Annotated in this window: 16 protein-coding genes; 6 read left to right on the plus strand and 10 right to left on the minus strand. The window is 61.2% G+C overall.

Annotation, left to right across the window (positions count from 1 at the left end):
- The 5 genes from BEN48_RS20280 to BEN48_RS16470 form a co-directional block, all read left to right on the plus strand.
- Positions 1-98: HAMP domain-containing histidine kinase (locus BEN48_RS20280; RefSeq protein WP_162274740.1), on the plus strand; the 98-nt coding region annotated here is incomplete at its 5' end.
- A 205-nt stretch (positions 99-303) separates the two neighbouring features.
- Positions 304-1,626, plus strand: coding sequence for a sensor histidine kinase (locus BEN48_RS16455; RefSeq protein WP_241502303.1), 1,323 nt, complete (start codon positions 304-306; stop codon positions 1,624-1,626).
- Positions 1,627-2,255: 629 nt separating this feature from the next.
- On the plus strand, positions 2,256-4,238 hold the full coding sequence (locus tag BEN48_RS19865; protein ID WP_125932703.1) for a tetratricopeptide repeat-containing sensor histidine kinase: 1,983 nt from the start codon (positions 2,256-2,258) through the stop codon (positions 4,236-4,238).
- 51 nt (positions 4,239-4,289) lie between these two features.
- A complete protein-coding gene (locus tag BEN48_RS16465; protein WP_070736164.1) occupies positions 4,290-4,667 on the plus strand; it encodes a response regulator in 378 nt (125 codons plus the stop codon).
- A gap of 83 nt (positions 4,668-4,750) precedes the next feature.
- Positions 4,751-5,797: an adenylate/guanylate cyclase domain-containing protein gene (locus BEN48_RS16470; RefSeq protein ID WP_070736167.1), complete on the plus strand. Its 1,047-nt coding sequence runs from the start codon at positions 4,751-4,753 to the stop codon at positions 5,795-5,797.
- 162 nt (positions 5,798-5,959) lie between these two features.
- Here BEN48_RS16470 and BEN48_RS16475 read toward each other — a convergent pair whose 3' ends face one another.
- The 5 genes from BEN48_RS16475 to BEN48_RS16495 form a co-directional block, all read right to left on the minus strand.
- On the minus strand, positions 5,960-8,683 hold the full coding sequence (locus BEN48_RS16475) for a cyclic nucleotide-binding domain-containing protein (RefSeq protein WP_070736169.1): 2,724 nt from the start codon (positions 8,681-8,683) through the stop codon (positions 5,960-5,962).
- The gene (locus BEN48_RS16480) at positions 8,680-10,365 is read right to left on the minus strand and encodes a BatA domain-containing protein (protein ID WP_083321152.1); all 1,686 of its coding nucleotides are present in this window, start codon (positions 10,363-10,365) and stop codon (positions 8,680-8,682) included. Before BEN48_RS16480 ends, BEN48_RS16475 begins: the two co-directional genes overlap by 4 nt.
- Before the next feature lie 145 nt (positions 10,366-10,510).
- Positions 10,511-11,215, minus strand: coding sequence for a hypothetical protein (locus BEN48_RS16485; RefSeq protein WP_070736173.1), 705 nt, complete (start codon positions 11,213-11,215; stop codon positions 10,511-10,513).
- A gap of 122 nt (positions 11,216-11,337) precedes the next feature.
- Positions 11,338-12,213, minus strand: coding sequence for a DUF58 domain-containing protein (locus BEN48_RS16490; protein ID WP_070736175.1), 876 nt, complete (start codon positions 12,211-12,213; stop codon positions 11,338-11,340).
- 156 nt (positions 12,214-12,369) lie between these two features.
- A complete protein-coding gene (locus tag BEN48_RS16495; RefSeq protein ID WP_070736177.1) occupies positions 12,370-13,347 on the minus strand; it encodes an AAA family ATPase in 978 nt (325 codons plus the stop codon).
- 187 nt (positions 13,348-13,534) lie between these two features.
- Here BEN48_RS16495 and BEN48_RS16500 point away from each other — a divergent pair, with 187 nt between their 5' ends.
- The gene (locus BEN48_RS16500; protein ID WP_070736179.1) at positions 13,535-14,194 is read left to right on the plus strand and encodes a hypothetical protein; all 660 of its coding nucleotides are present in this window, start codon (positions 13,535-13,537) and stop codon (positions 14,192-14,194) included.
- A 5-nt stretch (positions 14,195-14,199) separates the two neighbouring features.
- Here the strand turns inward: BEN48_RS16500 and BEN48_RS16505 are convergent, their stop codons facing one another.
- From BEN48_RS16505 to BEN48_RS16525, 5 genes are all read right to left on the minus strand, one after another.
- Positions 14,200-14,823 carry a DUF4159 domain-containing protein gene (locus BEN48_RS16505; RefSeq protein ID WP_070736181.1) on the minus strand — a complete coding sequence of 208 codons (624 nt, stop codon included), beginning with the start codon at positions 14,821-14,823 and terminating at the stop codon, positions 14,200-14,202.
- Between the two features lie 117 nt (positions 14,824-14,940).
- The gene (locus BEN48_RS16510) at positions 14,941-16,266 is read right to left on the minus strand and encodes a TldD/PmbA family protein (protein WP_070736183.1); all 1,326 of its coding nucleotides are present in this window, start codon (positions 16,264-16,266) and stop codon (positions 14,941-14,943) included.
- A gap of 217 nt (positions 16,267-16,483) precedes the next feature.
- Complete coding sequence (locus BEN48_RS16515; RefSeq protein ID WP_070736401.1) at positions 16,484-18,133, minus strand: TldD/PmbA family protein; 1,650 nt, start codon at positions 18,131-18,133, stop codon at positions 16,484-16,486.
- 165 nt (positions 18,134-18,298) lie between these two features.
- Positions 18,299-19,633: a TldD/PmbA family protein gene (locus BEN48_RS16520; protein WP_070736185.1), complete on the minus strand. Its 1,335-nt coding sequence runs from the start codon at positions 19,631-19,633 to the stop codon at positions 18,299-18,301.
- 137 nt (positions 19,634-19,770) lie between these two features.
- Positions 19,771-21,423 carry a TldD/PmbA family protein gene (locus tag BEN48_RS16525; protein WP_070736187.1) on the minus strand — a complete coding sequence of 551 codons (1,653 nt, stop codon included), beginning with the start codon at positions 21,421-21,423 and terminating at the stop codon, positions 19,771-19,773.
- Positions 21,424-21,445: the final 22 nt, after the last annotated feature.

The raw sequence follows: 21,445 nt of genomic DNA on the forward strand, positions 1-21,445 counted from the left end.
TGAGCCACGACATCGTGGCCAAGGGGCACGGCGGCACGCTCACGGTGGAGAGCCAGGAGGGCGTGGGAACCGAATTCATCATCACTCTGCCGCAGTAAACAGGCTTCGGCCAAACGCCCGCGGAAACCGCTGGGAGCCACTGGAGAAGGTGGGCCCCAGTAATGGCTCCCAGATATTTCACCGCTTTCGTCGAAGTGCCTAACTTGCACCTGCTACTTCTGCCTACCTTCTGCAATGAACAACGCCTCCGGTTACGGTGAACTTCTGTTTTTGGCCATAATGGGTTATTTGCTCATTCGCGGAATGCGCAAGTTTCTGGATTTGCCCAGCCGGCTGCCGCGGTGGAACAAGCTCCTGGACTACCTCTGGGTGCCGGCCGCGGTACTGGCCTTCGGCATTCTTGTGCTGAACCTGAAGTCGGCGACGCTGCCCGATGCCTATTGGCTGTTTGTGCTGCTCACCATTGGGGCGGTGCTGGTTGCGCTGCGGGACTACCGCCCGGCCCGCTCGCTGCTGCTGGCCCTGTCTCCGTTTCTGCTCACCAAAATCATTGAGTACATCCTGCTGGGCTCCGATGGCCATGTGCTAAAGCAGTACGACACCCTGGTGGACACCACTCAGGGATTTTCCATTATCTGGCTGATAACGTTCATCATCATTGCGCGAAACCAGAAAATAACCCTGGAAAAAGAGCGGGTGCTGCGCGAAGAAGAGGAAAAGGCCAAGCGCCTGATTGAGGCCCAGAACGTGGAACTGGAGCGGTTGGTGGTCGAACGCACGGCTGCCCTTACGCACCAGGCCGCCGAGCTGCGGGCCGCCCTCACGGACCTGCGCGCCGCCCAGGCCCAGCTGGTGCAATCCGAGAAAATGGCCAGCCTGGGCGAACTCACGGCGGGCATTGCGCACGAAATCCAGAACCCGCTCAACTTCGTGAACAACTTTGCCGACGTGAGCCTGGAGATGCTCAGCGAGTTGCGCGAAGAACAGGCCCGCCCCCAGCGCGAACCCGGCCTGGAAGCCGAGCTGCTCGACGACATCGCCCAGAACCTGCAGAAAATACACCACCACGGGCAGCGGGCCGCCAGCATTGTGAAGGGCATGCTGGAGCACAGCCGCACCAGCACCGGGGAGCGCCTTCCCACCAACGTCAACCACCTTGCCGAAGAATACCTGCGGCTGGCCTACCAAGGCCTGCGGGCCAAAGACAAGTCCTTCAATGCCACCCTCGTCACGGATTTTGAGCTTGCCCTGCCCGAAGTAGAAGCCATAGCCCCCGACCTGGGCCGGGTGCTGCTCAACCTGTTCAGCAACGCCTTCTACGCCGTGCGCCAGCGCCAGCTCACGGAGGAGCGGGGCTACATTCCCACCGTGTCGTTGAGCACGCGTCTGGCGGAGGGATTGGTCGAAATCCGGGTGCGCGACAATGGGCTGGGCATTCCGGAAGCGGTGCAGCAGAAGATTTTTCAGCCCTTCTTCACCACCAAACCCAGCGGCGAAGGCACCGGTCTGGGCCTGTCGCTCAGCTACGACATCGTGACGCAGGGCCACAGCGGCACCCTCACCGTAGATTCTGAGCCCGGCAACACCGAATTCCTGATTGGCCTGCCCGTTGGTCAGGTGAGCTAAAGGCGGTTTCCAGGTTGGCGTGCTGGCAGGTGGCAGAGGTGCCTCCGGTTCACACGCCGGGGCATGGAGGCGGCAGTAGCGCGAAACCGTGTTCCAAAGGAGCCTAAACAGCCATTAAGCAAGAAACGGGTAGTCGCTAAGTGCAGGCCTGGAAAACACTCCCGGACGCCGCCCTTTTGCGGGCCTTCTCAATCCTGAATCAGAGGCCCTTTGCAGCATCAGTAAGCTCCGGATTGGGGCGTTTTGTGAGCAAGTTGTGCATTGCTTCCGAATCAAATTCTATTGATTTGTTTAGTTCGTGGCCTTTTGGGTGTTGCTGGCAGTAGCAGCCCACCGGGTAAGGAAAGCCACCGTTTCCGGCTGAGACGCTGTAATGGGGCTTGGCTTATGCTGGCACGAGAACCTTTGGTAGGATGCAGGCAAGCGCCAGAGCTAATTGTAAATTTTTCCTGTTATGCCAGATTTTGTTAAGAACAAAAAAAGCATGAAAAGGGTTGTGATATACTTGCCTCGCGAGAAACTAAGCTATTGATAACCAGAATTGGGGCCGCTTTACGGTCAGCTTTGCAATCCTATGTATAAGCTTTAGTATATTGCCAATTCTTTTTAAATGCATTTTGTTTAATTACATGTTTCGCCGGCTCAGCCTTATGCTGGTGCTGCTGCTACTTGGCGTGGCGGCGGCGCCGGCACGGGCGTTGCCACCCCCACCCCAAAGCCGGGCCATCGACAGCCTGCGATACCTTTTGTCGCTGCCGCAGACCGATTACGACCGGGTAATTCTGCTGTGTCAGGTTAGCGACCAGCTATGGACGCAGCGCACCGATTCGGCAGCGGTTTACGCCATCAAGGCGCTGACTTTGGCGCGGCGTGTGAACTACCGGAACGGCGAAGGAGAGGCCCTGAACCGCCTTGGGGCGGCGTTGCGGGAAAGCAATCTGGCTCGGGCTCTGGAGTTGTTTCAGCAGTCGCTGCGCATAGCCAAGGCCACCCGCGACCCGGCTCTGGAGGCGCAAAACCTGCGCAGCATTGGCATTATATACGTGTACCTGCGCGACAAGCAGCAGGGGCTGGATTATTACTTCCGGGCCCTGAAAATTGGCCAGAAGCTGGGCGACCAGCGCCGCGTTGTCATCGAGCTCAGCAACATTGGCCTGGCCTATGACTTGTTTAATGAGCTGGATTCGGCCCAGATATACCAGGAGCGGGCCCATGCGCTGGCGCGCCGCCTGCGCACCCCCACCAACTACATTTTGTATGGCTTGGGCAACGTGGCCCGCAAGCAGGGCCGCTTGGCTGAGGCGCGGGATTTTTACCGCCAAAGCATTGCCGAATCGAAGAAAGTGCAGCACTTGCGCAGCCTCAACTTTGCATATGTGGGCCTGGCCACACTCTACCAGCAGCAGGGCCAGGCCGACTCCAGCATTTACTACGCCCGTCTGGGGGCGCAGGCCGCCCAAACCAACGGCTTCCTGCGGGGCGTGCTCAACGCCAGCACCCTGCTCACCCAGGATTTTAAAAAGCGCGGTCCGGCCGACAGTGCCTTGAAGTACCAGAGCCTGATGCTGGTGATGAAAGACACGCTCTTTGGCCAGGAAAAGGTGATGTCCGTGCAGCGCCTCAACTACCGCGAGCAGCAGCGTGCCCAAGCCGCAGCCGCCAGCCAAGCGGCGCTCAAGTCCCGGTACCGCACTTATGGTCTGGTAGCGGGCGTGGTGGGCTTGGTGGCGCTGGCGCTGCTGCTGTGGCGCCACGCCCGCCAGCAGCAGCGCGCCAAAGAGGCCCTGGAGCAGTCACTGGCCGAGCTAAAGACCGCGCAGGAGCAGCTGGTGCAGCGCGAAAAAATGGCTTTTCTGGGCGAACTCACCGCCGGCATTGCCCACGAGCTGCAGAACCCGCTCAACTTTGTGAAGAACTTCGCCGAAGTGAGCACCGAACTGGTAGACGAGATAACCGGCGAGCACCACGCCGCTACCGGCCAGGGCCCGTCCCGCAACGCCGGGCTGGAACAGGAAATCCTGGCTGGCCTCAAACAGAATCTGCAAAAAATCAGCCAGCACGGGCAGCGGGCCACTTCCATCATCAAGGGCATGCTGGAGCACTCGCGCACCGGCACCGGCCAGCGCGAGCTCACTAACCTCAACGCCCTGGTCGACGAAAGCCTGCGGCTGGCCTACCAGGGCCTGCGCACCAAGGAGAGGGACTTCACCGCGCAGCTCACCACGTCCTTCGATGCGTCGCTGGCAGACGTGCCGGTGGTACCACAAGACCTGAGTCGCGTTCTCATCAACTTGTTCACCAACGCGTTTCATGCCGTGCAGCAGCGCCAGCGCCAGCACCTCGGAGCAGCCTATGCGCCCGAGGTGGCCGTGACGACGCAAGCCGTGCCCGGAGGCGTAGAAATCCGCATCCGGGACAATGGCACGGGCATGTCGGAGAAGGTGAGGTCCAAAATTTTCCAGCCCTTCTTCACCACCAAGCCCGTGGGTGAGGGCACGGGCCTGGGCCTCTCGCTGAGCCACGACATTGTGACCACCGGCCACGGCGGCACGCTGGCCGTAGAAAGCCAGGAAGACCAGGGCACTGAATTTATTCTGGCCCTGCCTGCTTAACCCGCCGCAAGCCCTAACTTTGGTCCAACACAACTCCTGAAAAGTACCCTCATGCAAATTCTGGTCGTTGACGATGAAACCGATGTGCGCGACCTGTTCCTGCAGCGGTTCCGGCGTGAAATCCGCAGTGGCGAAATGAGCTTCAGCTTTGCCTTCTCGGGCGAGGAAGCCATGACGTTTATGCGTAAGCACAGCTCCGAGGTACTCATCATCCTCTCCGATATCAACATGCCCGGCATGAGCGGCCTGGAGCTGCTGAGCCACGTGAAGGAAGAATTTGAGATGCCGCCTACTACCATGATGATGATTACGGCCTACGGCGACGACCAAAGCTACCAGCAAGCCATGGAGCTGGGGGCCAATGATTTCCTTACCAAACCCGTAGATTTCGGTGCGCTGAAAGAAAAATTAAGGCATTTATTGCCATAGCGGCATCCCAAACGCCCGGCACTTCGTCAAGCTCGTTGAGGTCCGGTGCGCTACTTTCGGGCCGCTGCTCCAACGCTTTTATTATGAAGACGAAAATTCTGGTAGTCGACGACGAAGCCGACCTTGAGCTGCTCATCAAGCAGAAGTTTCGGCGCAAAATCCGGGAAAGTGTCTACGAATTCATTTTCGCTAACAACGGCCAGGAGGCGCTTGACCGCATTTCGGAAAACCCCGATACGTCCGTTATTCTAAGCGACATCAACATGCCGGTGATGGACGGCCTGACCCTGCTCAGCCTGACCCATGCCCAGCATCCGGCCATGAAAACGGTCATGGTATCGGCCTACGGCGACCTGGCCAACCTGCGTACCGCCATGAACCGGGGGGCCTTCGATTTTGTGGTGAAACCCGTCGATTTTGCCGACCTGGAACTGACCATTGAGAAAACCGCCGACCAGGTGCGCCAGCTGCGCGACACGCTGCGCGCCATCCAGGAAAACAACATCCTGAAGATGTACGTCGACGAAACGGTGCTGAATTTCATGACCCGGCCGGATTTTGAGAACCGCCTGCTGGCCAGCGAAACGGTAGAGGCCACGGTGGTTTTTCTGGACATCTGCGGCTTCACGGGCCTCGCCGAAAAGCTCGCCCCCACCGACGTGGTGAGCCTGCTCAATACCTACTTCGACCTGATAGTGAAGGAGGTAATTGCGCAAAACGGCCACGTTGATAAATTCATGGGCGATGCTGTGATGGCTGTTTTCCGGGGCGAGCATCACCTCGACCGGGCCATCGACGCGGCGCTGTCGGCGCGCATGGTTTTGCGGCAGAGCAACGCCACGCTGCCTCCGGGCTTCGAGTACCGGCCCGAAGTGAGCATTGGCGTGAACACCGGCGAAGTCGTGTCCGGCAACATCGGCTCGGCGTCGCTTAAGCGGCTGGATTACACCGTTATCGGCGATGTGGTGAACACGTCCCAGCGGCTGCAGTCGGTGGGCAAAGCCGGCCAGATTATCATCAGCGAAGCCGTTTACCTCAAAGTAAAGGAGTCCTTTCAGTGCAAGTTTGTAAGCGAAGTAAAGCTCAAAAACAAGGCGCAGCCAGTTAAAATCTACGAAGTAGTAGAATAGCCCGCCGAAGCACCCGAGTGCCACCAAGAGAACGTCGTGCTGAGCGTAGTCGAAGCATCTCTACCGCTTCGTTGCAGCCATTGATTTACTACTGCGGTAAAGATGCTTAGACTACGCTCAGCATGACCGCCGGGTATGCACCTGAGACTGCTGAACTGCTGCTCAGGCAGCCATTTCCCGCATCTTCTCGTTTTGCAGCCGGATGCGCTGGCACAGCATCTTGAGAATGTTGCGCAGCACCTCGCCGCGCTCTTCCATCACGTCGTAAAAATCCTCCTGGTCGAGGCGAAAGGCCAGCACCTGGCTCAGGGCCGCGGCAGAGGCGGAGCGGGGCTCGGTGTCGAGCAGCGCCAACTCCCCGAAAAAATCGCCGGGTCCGAAGGTTGCCAGCTGCTGATTGCCGTTGAAAACGCCCACCTGTCCGTCGTGCAAGATGAAAAGGGACGTGCCAATGTCACCCTTGGCAAAAATCTTCTCGCCTTCCTGAAAATTCACCTCTTTCATGATGGGCACGATGCTGCTTAGCACGTTTTCGGGGGTGTGGGCGAAGAGGGCAGTGCTTTTCAGGACCACTACCCGCTCCAAAGCAGACACACGGTTTTCGGAGGAATTGGAGTGGTTCATGGGCGTGAAAGTGGTGGAAGTGGGCAACTGCTGGCCCGTGCGGTCGGCCAGGGCCATGGCTGCTAGTTGGGCGCTTTCGAACAATAACGGTTTGGGCGACACTAGATAGGGCTGCAGAATCTCGGCCGCGTCGGGCTCGGTGGGCTGCCAGTGCCGCAGGGCCACGCTCAGCGTCCAGGAAGTGAAGGCAATGTTGCCCTGGCGCAGCAAAAAAGTCAGGAACTGCTCGGAATGGGGTGCTGCCGATACGAGGACGGAGGCTGCCGCAGCGCCATGGTTATGAACTCTCCGGCTGGCACCCCACGAGGTGCGCGTAGCCGCCAGCGCCGGCGTGAGGCTGGCAAATACACGAGCCTTTTCCGCCACCGAAGTGTCGTCGAGCAATGCCTGGAGCCCCGTGGCCTCGGGCATGGGCGGGGGCACAAAGCCGGCTTTCTTCACGTAAGCGCGCGTCTGTTGCTGTACTTCTTTCAGCAGCTTGAGGGCGCGGTACTCGTAGGGACGGGCTTCGGCGAGCTGTCCGGTGCGCAGACGCAGCTCCGCGGCCCACATCTGGTCGAGCACGGCCCGGAGCTTGGCTTTCACGGCAGGTTCCAGAAAATCGGCGGTTTCGGAATCGTCGTGCTTGTGAATGTAGGGGTCCATCAGCGCGTCGGTTTCGGCCGTGAGCGACGCTATGGCCGACGTGGCGGGTGGCGAGGGGTGGTCGTGGCCGCTGTGGTCGCCCGCTTCGGCCGCGTGCTCGGCGGCGGTTTCTTCGTGCCCGTCTTCATCATCCTCGGCAACGGGCGAACGCGGCGCGCTGGCCCCCATGCTGCCGCCCACTTCCTCGCCCATAAACTTGCCGTAGCGCAGGCGCAGCGCCTGCTGGTCGAAGCCCAGAGCGTTGGCCCGGCTGGCCACAGTGGCCGCGTCGAGCTTTGGCTTTTCAGCAATCAGCTTTTCGGTGTCGATGATGATTTGGCGCTGGCTCCGGAAGTAGGCCGGCGCTACTTTCACGCCCATGCCCATATCGGAAGGGCTGTCGGCCACGGCCGTGTCCTGCCATTGCACGAGGTAGGCATCGGTGCGGGAGGAATGGCCAGCATTGTCGCGGGCCGAAATGTAGAAATACAGCTCGTCGCCGTAGGTCAGGCCCAGCTGGGGCAGGTTGAGCTGGCTGAGCAGGTTGGCCTGGGCGGGCTGCCCGCCCACGGCGGCACTCAAATCGCGCCGCACTTCCCGGAATTTTACGGCTTCGCCCTGCCCTTGTGCCACGGTAATTACCAGTTCGGCGCGGCTCAGGCCGTAGTCGTCGCGCAGGGTAGCGCGCACCGGCAGCTCGGGCCGCACGCCAAACTCAACCAGGGTGTACTGCTTTGGGGTTTGGATGCGGATAATGGGAGCCTGGTCGGCGCGGACTTCAATAGCGTAATCGTCGGACACCGTCCCCGCGAAGCGCAGCCGGTACAGCACGGAGCTACGCAGCGTGTACTCGGCGCTGAACACACCGGCCTGCCCGGCCACTGCCTGCATGCGCAGCCGCTGGCGGCCAATTTCCACTTCCGGCACCGCGCGGCTGCTGCCACTCACGCGCATCTGCCAGCGTACCCGCGCGCCTTCCGGCCCCTGAAAAGAAGCCTGGGGCGGCGCAAACGCGGGCAGACGGGTATAAGCAGGCGGTGTCACCCGCACCTGCGTCTCCACGATGCGCGGCGGGACTTTCCCCGCTACTGGCACGGGCGAGGAAGAAAACCGAACCGGCACTCCCGCCACCGGCGCACTCTTCGGAGTGGCAGGCCACCACCAAAGCGCCAGGCCCGCCAGCCCCAGCAGCGCCGTGACCACCAGCGATGTTCGCCACGAAACCGGCAGCGTTAAGCCGCCATTTTCTCGCAAGGTGCGCAGGCGCTGGGCCACGCGCTGCTGCTGCAGGTGCTCTAGTAAATTCAGGTTGTCATCGGGCTGAAGCAGCAAGCCCGTGCTGTCCTCCAGCGCTGTAAACTGCCGGTCGAGCCGGGGGGCAACGGTGGCGGGGCTAATCAGGCGCAGCGGCCAGAGCAGCAGCACTACACCCAGCAGCCCCACGGCTGCCACGGCCAGCAACGGCAGCTGGGCACCCGGCCAGTGCCGCGCCAGTGCCAGCAACAGCCCCGCCCCGGCCGTAGCCGGCAGTAAAACAGCACCGGCACGGCGCCAGGCGTAGCTGCGGCCTGCGGCGGCAACCAAGTGGCGGGCCGTTGCAATATCCGGCGTTTGAGAGGGGGCTACCGGCTGGCTCATACAAGGGAGGGCTGAGGCTGTCCGTCCCGACGACGGGCGAGCAGACGTTCACAGGCAAACAACAGCCCGGCCAGCAGCACAAACCACGGCCGCAGGTCCGTCTGGCGTGATGCCAGTGGCGCGGGAGGTCGCGGCGCGGCGGCCTGCGCCGCCGGGGCGGCGGTACTGGCGTAAAGCTGGGCAGGGTCCAACGCCCGCTGGTCCTGGGCGGCCAGGGCTTGGTCGGGGCCACTTCGCTGCCCGGGAAGCAGTGCGTCGGTTGTTTCGGGCTGAAGAAGTGCCAGCAGCCGGGTGGGCAGCGCGGGGCTATCCGCCAGGTTGCTCCAGTTGGGGTTCAGGCGCGTGTGTAAGTTGTAAATAGCGCCCTGGCCCTGTGCCAGCCGCGAGAGCACGGCCCGGCCCTGGCCGTCTACCCACAGCGCGGAGGCAGTACTCGCGGCCAGTGAGTCAGGCCGCTGACGTTTCATTATCATGGCCGGCACTTCATCGGCAGATATGGGCAAAAGGCGGCTGATATCGGCCACTCCGGCACCTGTGGTTTCCTGCCACACCTTGGTGCCGCTTTTGCGCACGGCCGCCTGCCACTCGGCGGGCAATGGCGCGCTGCTCAGCCAAAACAGCCAGTCGGTGGGCGTTGTGGCCGGGGGAGGGGCCGTGGTAGTGCTCAGCGCCAGCGGCACGGCCAGGCCGGGGGCCGTGGCGCGCACACCAGCCTGCAGGTAGCGCGCATCCAGAGCGTATTCCGGTGTTGAATAAATGACAACGCGCAATGGCTGGGTGCGAACAAGAACAGCAGGCAGCGCTTTGCCCCGGCTTGCCTTGGCACCAGCCAGCGGCTGCAGGCTGCCGGCTTCCAGCCGATAAGCGGGCGTCCCCGCCGGGCGCACCATTCCGTTGGGAGGGGGCTTGGCAATGGACGTCCACCGAAAAGCAGTTTGGTTTTCATCACTCGTTCCCATCAGCAGGCGCAAACTATCCCCCCTGAAGGCTGCGGCCTGCACCCACGCAGTGGCGGTGCCCACGGGCAGCGTTTGCCAGGTGACTCTCGCCGGGAGCGGCGCCAACAAGCCCTGAAAACCACTCAGCGTGGCGGGCGTGGCCACAAAAAGGGGCTGCCCCGCAAAAGCACCAGCCGCTTGCCGGACCCGCTCCGCATAGGATGCGGAAGTTAAAGCGGTACTGCCGGAAAGCAGGCGCGCACTATCGCGCTGCCCCAGGGAGTCGGCCCGCAATGCGGCCCGCGACATTTTAGGAAACCCCGGAGTCAGCCACCGCAAGGCGTAGCCGCGACGGCGCAGCGAATCGACCGTGGGCCGCAGGGCTGCAAAAGCGGGCGTGCCAATTACCTGGGGGCTCAGCAGCACTTGGCCCCGGCCGCGGGGCACCAGCTGCTGCCACACCGGCCCGGCCACCGCCACGGCCAGCACGGCCAGCAGGCTGGCGCGCAATAGCAACAGCCACAACTGTTCGGGCTTCAGGTTGCGCAGGCGGCGATTGGCGCCGGCGGCCAGCCAGCGCAGGCTGCCCACGGCTATCTCGCGGCCGGGCCGGCGGTTCCATAAGTGGATGGCAATTGGCACCAATAACCCCAGCAAGGCCAACAGCGCAGACGGGGATAGCAGGGTGAACAAAGGCGAAGCAGGATGAAACCAGAACACAGACGCGTAATGGCGGACCACCATTGCAGGGCGGCCAAAAAGAAAGTGGTAAAAGTAGGCGCTGCCTTCCTTTTACCACTCGCCACTATCAATCGCTACGCGTTTAAAGGACTTTGAATCTTTATAGCCCGTGCGCTGCCGGCCCGGAATACAGGACGCTTCCCCGCTATTACAAGCCGTTCAGAATACTTTTCAGGTCGCGTGCTTTTTCCTGGGCACGGAATTCGGCCTGTAGCGAACGTACCCGCACCCGGTCTTCGATAGTAAGCTGGCTGCCCACCTGGTCGTAGCGGGCGTTGAGGCGGCCCAGCACCAGATTGGCTTCGTCCCAGTTGGTCTTGGTCCAGGTGCGATGCTGGGCGTTGGTCGATTCCACCAGCTGGGCATACAGGTTGGGCAGGTCGCTGGCCATGGCCCGGTTGATGGGCGCCGAGGTGTTCAGCAGCTTGCGCTGCACGTTGTCCACGGCGTTGTCGCGGGCTTCGCCCACCAGTATGGTTTCGGGCACGGGGTGGCCGTTTTCGGCGGCCCAGGCTTTGTAGCGGGCTTTCTGGCCGAGGTATTCGCGCTTCGACTGCACCGACAGCCCCACGGCGGCACTGTCGAGGCGCTTGGTCATACGGGTGTAGTCGCTTTCCAGCGTGGCCCAGTCCAGGCGCACGTTGGCCATGGGAAGCTCGAGTTTTTCGTCAACCCAGTTGCTGAATGTGCGAAGGTCCTGTTCCAAAGTAGCGGGCGCGGTTTTAGTAGTGGTGGCGGCTGGCGCTTTGGCCGCAGGAGTGGTCTTTGTGGTGGTGGTCTGCGCGCAGGCCAGCCCTGTGGCCAGCGTAAACATCAGCGCAGCAAGCGCGAAGGGGGCAAGAATACGTTTCATAAGTCGGCTAAAAGAAAGCTATACGGGCATTCGGCTATTGAACGCTACATATCACCAAGCAATTCCCGGCCCAAAACCGCGCAGGTGGCCTCACTGCGTTTCTGCCGGGGCCACCACAGGTGCTATCCGGCCGTGATGCGACGGCGCAAAAACTCCCGCATGGCCTGGTCCAGCGGCTCGGCCGTGCTGAGCAGGTGGTAGTCGAAGCCCTTGCCACGAGCGGCCTGGGCGGTGTCGCGCAGCCACTGCTGCAGCTGCAGCTGGTAGGCGGGGCGCTGCTGGTCGGCATCGAGCTGCATGGTGCGGCCACTTTCCAGGTCCCGGAACGTAACGGCCCCATGATAGCTGAAGGCCAACTCATTATGGGCCATTACGTGTAGTAGCAGCACGTCGCCGCTCACGGCCCGCAGCCGGGTGAGCAGGGCGTTTATCTCCGATTCCTCCTCGTACAAATCGCTCACGCACACCGTGAGGGCGCGCTGGCGCCGGGCCGTGAGCGGGGCCAGGGTGGCCGAATCCGGAAACGTGCCGGCCGCCTCCGCAGTTGCCAGCGCGTGGTAAATGCGGGGCAGCTGGCGGGTATCGGCCCGGGCGGGCAGGTGCCGCAGGCCAGCCGGGCTGAGAATGGTGAGGCCCACGGAATCGCCCTGTTGCTGGGCCAGGTAGGCCAACGATGCCAGCAGCAGCCGCGCGTAGTCGAGCTTGGTGAGGCCGTTGTCGTCGCGGTGGTTCATACTCGCGCTGGCATCAAGCAGCAGGTGCACGGTCAGGCTGGTGTCCACTTCCGATTCGCGCAGGTAGTACCGGTCCGAGCGCGCGGCCAGGCGCCAGTCCAGGCGGCGCAGGTCGTCGCCGGGCTGGTAGGGGCGGTACTGGCTGAACTCCATGCCCGCGCCGTGCCGCCGGCTGGCGTGCGCGCCGTTTAGGAAGCCCTCCGCCGCCCGCCGGGCAGCCAAAGACAAGTTGCGCAGGCCATGGAGAAGTTCGGGAGTAAGCATTGTTCAATTAGAGTTAGCAGTTAACAGTTAACGGTTCTAAAACGTCATGCTGAGCGCAGCCGAAGCATCTCGCGTGCCACCACTAACTCCAATTGATTGAGTCACCACTGCACGCGAGATGCTTCGACTGCGCTCAGCATGACGTTCATCTATCCACTATACGGCTACCGCTTTCAGCAACGCCACCACGGCATCGTCGGCGGTCAGGTTCTCCGCTTCGGCGTTGAAATTGAGCAGCACCCGGTGGCGCAGCACCGGCGGCGCCAGGGTCTGAATGTCTTCCAACGTGGCGGCGAAGCGGCCGTGGAGCAAAGCCCGGGCTTTGGCACAAAGGATGAGTGCCTGGCCAGCGCGTGGCCCGGCGCCCCAGCGTCCGTAGTCCTGAATAAACTTTACCTCCGACGTGGCCGGCCGCGTGGCCCGCACCAGGCGGTTCACAAAATCCATCAGCTCCGGGCTCAGGCTCACCTGGCGCACCAGTTGCTGCAGCTGCCGGATGTCGGCGCCGCCCAGCACGGGCTGCACCTGTTGGCCGGCCGCGCCGGTGGTGCCGCGCAGCACCGCCAGCTCCTCCTCGGCCGTGGGGTAGCCAATGCGCACGTACAGCAGAAACCGGTCGAGCTGGGCTTCGGGCAGGGGGTAGGTGCCGCTCTGCTCAATAGGGTTTTGGGTGGCCAGCAGGAAGAACGGCTTGGGCAGCGCGTGCTCGGTACCGGCGTAGGTCACGTGGCCTTCCTGCATGGCTTCGAGCAGGGCGGCCTGGGTTTTGGGGGGCGTCCGGTTTATTTCATCGGCCAGCACAAGGCTGGCGAAAATGGGGCCGGGGTTGAACTTGAAGGACCGGTGACCGGTGCCGTGGTCTTCTTCCAGCACTTCGGTGCCCAGAATGTCAGTCGGCATCAGGTCGGGCGTGAACTGAATGCGGCGAAACGGCAAATCGGTGGCCGATGCCAGGGTGCGCACCAGCAGGGTTTTGGCCAGGCCGGGCACGCCTTCCAGCAAGGCGTGCCCGCCGGCCAGCAGCGCTACCAGCACTTCTTCCAGCACGGTTTCCTGGCCCACAATGACCTTGGCAATCTCGGCTTTTAGCACTGGCAGCTTGGCCAGCAGGGTATTCACTTCTTGTTCAGTCACAGGAAAAAGGTGTGGGGTATATGTCAAAAAAACACTAATTCAAAGTCTGATAATTAGCAATCAGTTATCTTATTATCAATAACTTGCACTTGCATAAGGTAATAAAATAATGTCTTTAATTCTAGTATATTAATTAGGTTGACTCATGATGTTCGGTCGTATTTCGCTGCGGATTTAACTTTCTGCTATGAAATGCCCCAAATTTACCAGCCGCCTTTTAATCGTCTTCTTTTTGCTAACGGCATTGGGGGCAACAATTAGCCGCGCCCAAGCGCAAAGCTTTGCCGACTCTTTGGCGGCCCCAGCTGCGCAGGTTAACCTTTATCGGAACGCTGTCAGGCTTGATGTCGGCGGTATTTTGTTGTTAAATATCGGCACTAGAGCGTTCAACTCTAATGCAGTAGTTCTGTTACCTATTCTGCTGGCATATGAGAGGCAGGTAAGTCGTCGCTTCAGTTTAGTAGCCGAGGGCTTGGTCAACGGCGGTGAAGCCTTTGAGCGTAAATCCGGGTTGTCTGTTCAAGGCCGTTGGTATGCGCCGCTCGTCAGTATATGGCCCGCCTTGCTGGGGTTCTATGGGGCGCCGGTTTTGGGCTATCGGTCAGTTCAGTTCAACAGCTATTCCTACGGGTCGGCCCTTCGCCGTCATTATATTGGAGCAGGCGCGCTACTTGGTTGCCAAGCACCGCTGGGGCGGCGCTCCAGGATGATTATTGATATCTCAGTAGGCGTCATGAGTTGGCAAAAGCTAGGAAAAGTCGCAGACTCCTTCTACGAGCCAACGGCATATTATGAGAACGAGGTGCTTACGGCGGACGGCCGGCTTGGAATTGGGTTTCGTTTTTAAGTCAGTTACGTCAGCGCATAAAGCAAGATATTAACCCCAAACTTGGTGTTGTCTTCGGCCAGAAAGCGCTTGTTGCGGAAGTCGTAGTCCCACTCGCAGCCGTAGTCTTTGTTGGAATAAAGCACCCCAATACGGCCCTTGATTTCCACGGCTTTCAGGTAGTCGTGCACCAAGTCGTCGCCCCAGCCATTGAGCTCGAACCCTGTGTTGGGGGGGCCGTCTTTGAAGGTGAAAAACTGCGAATAAATCGGGTGGGTTTTCGGGATTTTCTTTAGGGCGCCGCTGCCGAAGCATTGGCGCATCTGCTCCTCAAAAGAGCGGGCAAACAGCCCGTCGATGTCGTGGTTACAGTCGTCGACGAACACGAAGCCGCCGTTGCGCACATACTGCGTGAAATTCCGTTTCTCCGCCGCCGAAAACTGCACCAGCCGGTGCCCCGATAAGTAGCAGAACGGGTAGTTGAACAGCTCAGCGCTGTCCAGCGCCACTACTTTTTCCTTGGTGTCGACGGGCACGGTGGTGTACTGCACCAATGAGTGCAGCAGGTTGGCGGGCATGCGCTCATCCACCGCGTCCCAATCGCCGGATTGGTACTTCAGGCGTACAAATGTGAAAGGCGTAGCGGGCATTAAGGCGTAAATGTAGAAATTGTTGGTGTCATGCTTAACGCAGTGAAGCACCCTATCAAGAGCGAACGACACGTTCTGCGGTGATAGGATGCTTCGCTTAGCTCAGCATGACAGAATCTAAATAGCGTCGGACAAGCTCGTGAACGTGAAGTCGCGGATTTTTAGAGGCGGAATCATACATCCGGCCAGGCGCTGGGGTCGGCCAATGGCCTCAATGTTGTTGAGCATGATGATGGGGCTCTCGTTGAAGCGCAGGTTCTTGATGGGGAATTTGATGGCCCCGTTCTCAATGTAAAACGTGCCGTCGCGGGTGAGGCCGGTGTAGAGCAGCGTCTGCGGGTCTACCTCGCGGATGTACCACAGGCGCGTGACCAGTATGCCCTTGGCCGTGCCTTTTATCAGCTCGGCGGTGCTCTGGGTGCCGCCGGCCATGACGAAGCCGCTGGGGAAGGCGGTGGCGGTCTGCTTGTTTTTCTCGGCCCAGAAGCGCGAATAGAACAGGTTTTTCACCACGCCTTTTTCCACCCAGCTCATGCGCTTGGTGGGCAGGCCGTCGCCGTCGAAGGCGCTGCCCGGCACTTCGGCATTCATCGGGTCGGAGTAAATGGTAATTCGCTCGTCGAACAGCTTTTCGCCCTTGCGGTTGCCACCACCTTTTTTGGTCATGAAACTGCGGCCCTCGTCGGCCGAGCGGGCGTCCAGCCCGTAGAGCAGCCCGCCCAGCAGCGAGAGGTCGCCGCCGTCCATGAGGGCGGCGGGCTCCAGAATCACGGTGTATTTGCCGGGCTCAATGGCCTTGGCGTTCACCGAGCCCAGCGCTTTGTCGGCGGCGCGCTGGGTGAGTACTTTGGCGTTGAGCTTGGCCGGGTCCGTGGCATCGCCGATGGCGTAGCCGGAGCCGCGCCCGTCGGCGGTGCGCACCGTCACCGAAAAGTCGGTATTGGTGGACTGCTGGTAGGCTTCGAGGCCCTTGGAATTGCGCAGCGCCTGAAACCGGGTGCCGCCGTCCAGGAAGCCTGCGGCCGTGAGGTTTTTGGCGGCGCACAGGGCCATGCTTTCGGCCGCGGCCTGGGCGCGCGTGGTGGCCGTGAGCAGGGTAGTGGCCGCCGACGGCGGGGCCAGGTAGGTCTGGGGGCCCAGCAGCGGCATGTATTCCGGGCTTTCGGGGGCCAGTCGGGCAATTTCCTCGGCCCGCTGCACGCAGCGCTTCAAGGTGGCGTCGTCGAATTCGTTGCAGGTGGCAATGCCGGAGCGTTTGCCGAAGCGCGATTCCACGGCCAGCGACACGCTGTCGGCCGCGCCGGCCGTGCTCACGCTGTTGCGGGCGTAGCGAATGTTGCCGGTGTTGCGCCCGTTGAGCGACACCGCGCACTCGTCGGCGGTGCTGTAGCTCAGCACTTTTTTGAGCAAGGCCTGGGCCTCGTCTTTGGAAAGAATAGCCATGATGTTGATTTGCAGATAATGGAAGGTGGACGAAACTCCCCTCCTAGCCGAGGAGGGGATGTTCGAGCCGAAGGCTCGGACGGGGGTGGTTGCCCTCTGAACGATAGCCGAACGAACCATTCGCAAGCTGTTCGGGTGTCGTTCAACGAGGGCACACCCAGTTCCGCTGCGCGGAAACGTCCCCTCCTCAACTGAGGAGGGGAGTGGTCGTTCTGGCCTACACCTTGCGCGCCGTATTGATGACGTTCACGCCGTTGAAGCGCGTGGTGGCCGAGCCGTGGCTCACCGACGAAACCTGCGAGGGCTGCCCTTTGCCGTCGAAGAACGTGCCGAACAAGCGGTAGTCCGACTGGTCGCACGAGCCCGCACAGGCCCCCCAGAATTCCTGGGTGTTTGACTGGTACGCCACGTCCTCCAATGGCTCGGTGATTTTGCCTTTCTCGATGGCAAAGAAGAGCTGCCCGCCGAACTGGAAGTTGAAGCGCTGCTGGTCGATGGAAAACGAGCCAGCGCCGGCGATGTAAATGCCTTTGTCCACGCCCTTCACCATTTCGTCGGGGCTCATTTTGGCAGTGCCGGGGCGCAGGCTGATGTTGGGCATGCGCTGGAACTGCACGTCTTCCCACGACTGCGCGTAGGCGCAGCCATCCGACTCCTTCTGGCCCACGATGTGCGCCTGGTCCCTGATTTTCTGGTAGTTCACCAGCTTGCCGTCTTTGATGATGTCCCACTCGCGGGTTTTCACGCCTTCATCGTCGTAGCCCACGTTGCCCACCGAGCCCGGCTGCAGCTTATCGGCCACAATGTTTACCGCTTTGGAGCCGTAGGGCAGGTTTTTGGCCTTCCACTCTAAAGTCGCGAAGGAAGTGCCGGCAAAATTGGCCTCGTAGCCCAGCACGCGGTCCAGCTCCGTGGGGTGGCCTACCGATTCGTGGATGGTGAGTCCCAGGTGGCCGGGGTCCAGCACGAGGTCGTACTTGCCGGGCGTTACGGACTTCATGGTAAGCTTGGCCTTGGCTTGCTTGCCGGCCATGGCAGCATCGGCCAGTATGTCGTAGCGCAGCTTGTAGCCCACGGTGTTGGTGCCCTGGGGGCCGGCTATCTGCTGGCTGGCGCTGGGGTTCAGGTACTCGTAGCCCAGCCCGACGGGCGCACTCAGCGCCTCCCGCGAGCGGAATTTGCCGGTTTTGGTGTCCACGGCCGTGGCGTTGAATGTCGGCCACAGCCGGTGCACGTCCTGGTCGATGTAGGAGCCGTCGGTGCTGGCAAAGTACTTCTGCTCGTTCACCTGAAACAGGCCCGAATTGATGTAGCTGGCGCCGTTGTCTAGGGCAGCGGCGTTGGCGGCCAGCAGCAAGTCCACTTTTTGTTTGATGGGCACCTCAAAAGCGCTTTGCTCAATGGGCGTTTTCCAGCTCACTTCACCGTAGCCCTGCTGCGGGGCCAGCTGCACGGGCTCCTTCAGCACCAGGCGGTTGGCCTTGGCAATGTCGGTGGCCACGCGGGCGGTAGCGGCCAGGCTGGCCTCGGTTACCACGCTGGTGGAAGCAAAGCCCCAGCAGCCGTTCACCAGCACCCGAATGCCCACGCCGTAGCTCTCGGTGCTCACAATGTTCTGCACCTGCTTTTCGCGGGTGAATACATACTGGTTTAGGGAGCGGCCAATGCGCACGTCGGCGTAGCTGGCGCCGGCGGCTTTGGCCGCGTTCAGGGCCGCGTCGGCCAGCCGCTTTTTCATGATGACATCCGCGCCCGGCTCCAGCAGGCGGGCGGGGTCTACGGGGGTGTAGCCAAAGCCCGGCAGGCTGGGCAGCAAAAGGCCTCCGGCTGCCAGGCCGGTGAGTCCTACAAAGTCGCGTCTGTTCATCATAAAAGTGCAGCGGAAAAGGGGGTAAAGAAAAAAACGTCATGCGGAGCGCCGCCGAACCATCCCGCGTGCAATAGTAACCCAATTAAACACGGGAATACTCGTGGCACGCAAGATGATTCGGCGGCGCTCCGCATGACGTTGCGCATAACGCGCTAAAGAATTTTATACCGCGTCAGACAAGCTCGTGAACGTGAAGTCCCGAATCTTCAGCGGGGGCACCAGGTTGCCGCCCAACCGCACCGGCTTGCCAATGGCTTCCAGGTTGTTGAGCATGATGATGGGGCTTTCGTTGAAGCGGAAGTTCTTCACCGGGAACTTGATTTGGCCGTTCTCAATGTAGAAGGTTCCGTCGCGCGTCAGGCCGGTGTAGAGCAGCGTCTGCGGGTCTACCGGGCGGATGTACCACAGGCGCGTCACCAGAATGCCTTTGGCCGTACCCTTAATCAGGTCGGCGGTGGTTTGCGTGCCGCCTTCCATTATCCAGCCGCCGGGGCGGGGCAGGTCGGGAATGCCGGCCTTCTGCGCCCAGAAACGCGAAGAGTAGAGGTTTTTCACCACGCCCTTCTCAATCCAGGTCACGCGTTTCTGCGGCCGGCCATCGCCCGAAAACATCAGGTCGGGAATCTCGGCGTTCATCGGGTCGGAGTAGATGGTCACCCGCTCATCGAACAGCTTTTCACCCTTGCGGTTGCCGCCGCCTTTCTTGCTCAGGAAGCTGCGGCCTTCGTCGGCGTTACGCGCGTCAAAGCTGCCCATCAAAGCCGCCATCAACGAGGTGTCTACATTGGAAACCAGGGCGTTGGGCTCCAGAATAACCGTGTACTTGCCCGGCTCCAGGGCCCGGGCCTTCATAGACGACGACGCTTTGTCGGCGGCCACGCGGGTGAGGCGGGCGGCGTCAAACTTGCTCGCGTCGGTGTAGTCGGCGGCGGCGTAGCCGGAGCCCGTGCCGTCGGGCGTGCGCACCGTCACCGAAAACTCCACGTTGGTGGACTGCTGGTAAGCCTCCAGTCCTTTGGAATTGCGCTTGGCCACAAAGCCGGCCGTGTCTACCAGAAAGGCGGCGGAGCTCAACTTGCGCTGGTCGCAGAGGCCGGTGCTGGCCCCCATTTGCTGGGCGCGGTAGTCGGGGGTGATGGCAGCCGTGGAAGCGGCAAAGGCCTTGCTGCTGGTGCCGTACTCCTGCGGGCCCAGCAGGGGCATGTACTCGGGGCTTTCGGGCGCAAGTCGGGCTATTTCCTCGGCCCGTTGCACGCAGCGGCGCAGCGTGGCGTCGTCAAACTCGTTGCAGGTGGCCACGCCGCTGCGCTTGCCGAAGCGGCTTTCCACGCCCAGCGACACGTTGTCTACGGCGCCGGCCGTGCTGATGCTGTTGCGGGCCGAGCGCACGTTGCCGCCAATCCGGCCGTTGAGGGTTACCTCGCATTCGTCGGCGGTGCTGAAGCTCAGCACCTTTTTGAGAATGCTCTGAGCTTCGTCTTTAGAAAGAATTGCCATGTGGTTAGCTTATTTTGAGTTTAGTCAGCCCGTCATGCTGAGCTTGCCGAAGCATCTCTACCGCAATAGTAAATGGATTACTTACGCGGTAGAGATGCTTCGACTACGCTCAGCATGACGTTCCTCTAAGACATTCGTTATCCGATTTTGCGGGCGGTGTTGATGACGTTCACGCCGTTGAAGCGCGTGGTGGCCGAGCCGTGGCTCACGGCCGAGCTTTGCGAGGGCTGGCCCTTGCCGTCGTTGAACGCGCCAAACAGGCGGTAGTCGCTCTGGTCGCACACGGCCGAGCAGCTGTTCCAGAATTCCTGGGTGTTGGCTTGGTAAGCCACGTCTTCGAGCATGCCCGTAATCTGGCCCTTTTCGATGGCGTAGAACACCTGCCCGCCAAACTGGAAGTTGTAGCGCTGCTGGTCGATGGAGAAGGAGCCGTTGCCGGCGATGTAAATACCCTTGTCCACGTTTTTCACCATCTCGTCTACGCTCAGCTTGGTTTTGCCGGGCTGCAGGCTCACGTTGGGCATGCGCTGGAACTGCACGTCGGCCCAGTTCTGGGCGTAGCAGCAGCCGTCCGATTCGTTCTGACCCACCATGTGGGCCTGGTCCCGGATTTTCTGGTAGTCCACCAGCGTGCCCTCTTTAATAAGGTCCCACTGCTTGGTTTTCACGCCCTCATCATCGTAGCCCACCGCACCCAGCGAGCCGGGCTGCAGCTTGTCGGCCACAATGTTCACCAGCTTCGAGCCGTAAGGGATGTTCTTGGCTTTCCACTCCAGGGTGGCGAAGGAAGTGCCGGCGTAGTTGGCCTCGTAGCCCAGCACGCGGTCGAGCTCCAGCGGGTGGCCCACCGATTCGTGGATGGTCAGGCCCAGGTGATGGGGGTCGAGCACGAGGTCGTACTTACCGGGCGTCACCGACTTGGCGGTCAGCTTCTGCTTCACCTGCTTGGTAGCGGAGGCCACGTCTTCCAGCATGTCGTAGCTGCTTTTGTAGCCCACCACGTCCGAGCCAGCGGGGCCGGCAATCTTGTCGGAAGCCTTGGGCGTGAGGTACTCGTAGCCCAGGCCCATGGGCGAGCTCAGGGCCTGCCGCGTCCGGAACTTGCCCGAGGCCCGGTCAATGGCCGTGACGCCAAAGCTGGGGTAGATGCGGTGGATGTCCTGGTCGATGTACGAGCCGTCGGTGCTGGCGAAGTACTTCTGCTCGTTTACCTGCTGAATGGTGGAGTTGATAAAAGATGCGCCCATGTCCAACGCTTTCGCATTGACGCTCAGGAGTAAATCAACCTTGTCTTTAATCGGTACTTCAAAGGCATTTTGCTGAATGGGCGTTTTCCAGCTCACTTCGCCGTGGCCTTTAACTGGGGCCAGCTGCACCTTTTCCTTCTGCACTTTGGAGTTGGCTTTGGCAATCTGCACGGCCAGCTGCGCGGCTTTAGCAATGCCCGCTTCGGTCACCGAGTTGGTGGCGGCAAAGCCCCAGGTGCCGTTGGCAATCACGCGGATGCCGGCGCCGTAGCTTTCGGTGCTCGAGATGCCCTGCACCTGCTTTTCGCGGGTGAACACGTTTTGGTTGAGGGAGCGGCCTATGCGCACGTCGGCGTAGGTGGCGCCCGCGGCCTTGGCGGCATTGAGGCCGGCATCGGCCAGGCGCTTTTTGATGGCTACGTCCACGCCGGGCTCCAGCAGGCGGGCCGGGTCCACGAGGTTGCCGGCAAAACCGGGGAAAGTAGGAATGAACAGGGCGCCAGCCGCCAGGCCGGAGAGTCCCACAAAGTCGCGTCTTTTCATGTGTATTGTTTGCTTTAAAACG

The organism is Hymenobacter glacialis (assembly GCF_001816165.1).
GTDB classification, from domain to species: domain Bacteria; phylum Bacteroidota; class Bacteroidia; order Cytophagales; family Hymenobacteraceae; genus Hymenobacter; species Hymenobacter glacialis.

What these genes read in the sequence shown, in the direction of transcription:
- BEN48_RS16455 (WP_241502303.1), top strand. Translation starts at nt 304, where the DNA reads ATGCGCAAGTTTCTGGATTTGCCCAGCCGGCTGCCGCGGTGGAACAAG.
- BEN48_RS19865 (WP_125932703.1), top strand. Translation starts at nt 2,256, where the DNA reads ATGTTTCGCCGGCTCAGCCTTATGCTGGTGCTGCTGCTACTTGGCGTG.
- BEN48_RS16465 (WP_070736164.1), top strand. Translation starts at nt 4,290, where the DNA reads ATGCAAATTCTGGTCGTTGACGATGAAACCGATGTGCGCGACCTGTTC.
- BEN48_RS16470 (WP_070736167.1), top strand. Translation starts at nt 4,751, where the DNA reads ATGAAGACGAAAATTCTGGTAGTCGACGACGAAGCCGACCTTGAGCTG.
- BEN48_RS16475 (WP_070736169.1), bottom strand. Translation starts at nt 8,683, where the DNA reads ATGAGCCAGCCGGTAGCCCCCTCTCAAACGCCGGATATTGCAACGGCC.
- BEN48_RS16480 (WP_083321152.1), bottom strand. Translation starts at nt 10,365, where the DNA reads ATGGTGGTCCGCCATTACGCGTCTGTGTTCTGGTTTCATCCTGCTTCG.
- BEN48_RS16485 (WP_070736173.1), bottom strand. Translation starts at nt 11,215, where the DNA reads ATGAAACGTATTCTTGCCCCCTTCGCGCTTGCTGCGCTGATGTTTACG.
- BEN48_RS16490 (WP_070736175.1), bottom strand. Translation starts at nt 12,213, where the DNA reads ATGCTTACTCCCGAACTTCTCCATGGCCTGCGCAACTTGTCTTTGGCT.
- BEN48_RS16500 (WP_070736179.1), top strand. Translation starts at nt 13,535, where the DNA reads ATGAAATGCCCCAAATTTACCAGCCGCCTTTTAATCGTCTTCTTTTTG.
- BEN48_RS16505 (WP_070736181.1), bottom strand. Translation starts at nt 14,823, where the DNA reads ATGCCCGCTACGCCTTTCACATTTGTACGCCTGAAGTACCAATCCGGC.
- BEN48_RS16510 (WP_070736183.1), bottom strand. Translation starts at nt 16,266, where the DNA reads ATGGCTATTCTTTCCAAAGACGAGGCCCAGGCCTTGCTCAAAAAAGTG.
- BEN48_RS16515 (WP_070736401.1), bottom strand. Translation starts at nt 18,133, where the DNA reads ATGAACAGACGCGACTTTGTAGGACTCACCGGCCTGGCAGCCGGAGGC.
- BEN48_RS16520 (WP_070736185.1), bottom strand. Translation starts at nt 19,633, where the DNA reads ATGGCAATTCTTTCTAAAGACGAAGCTCAGAGCATTCTCAAAAAGGTG.
- BEN48_RS16525 (WP_070736187.1), bottom strand. Translation starts at nt 21,423, where the DNA reads ATGAAAAGACGCGACTTTGTGGGACTCTCCGGCCTGGCGGCTGGCGCC.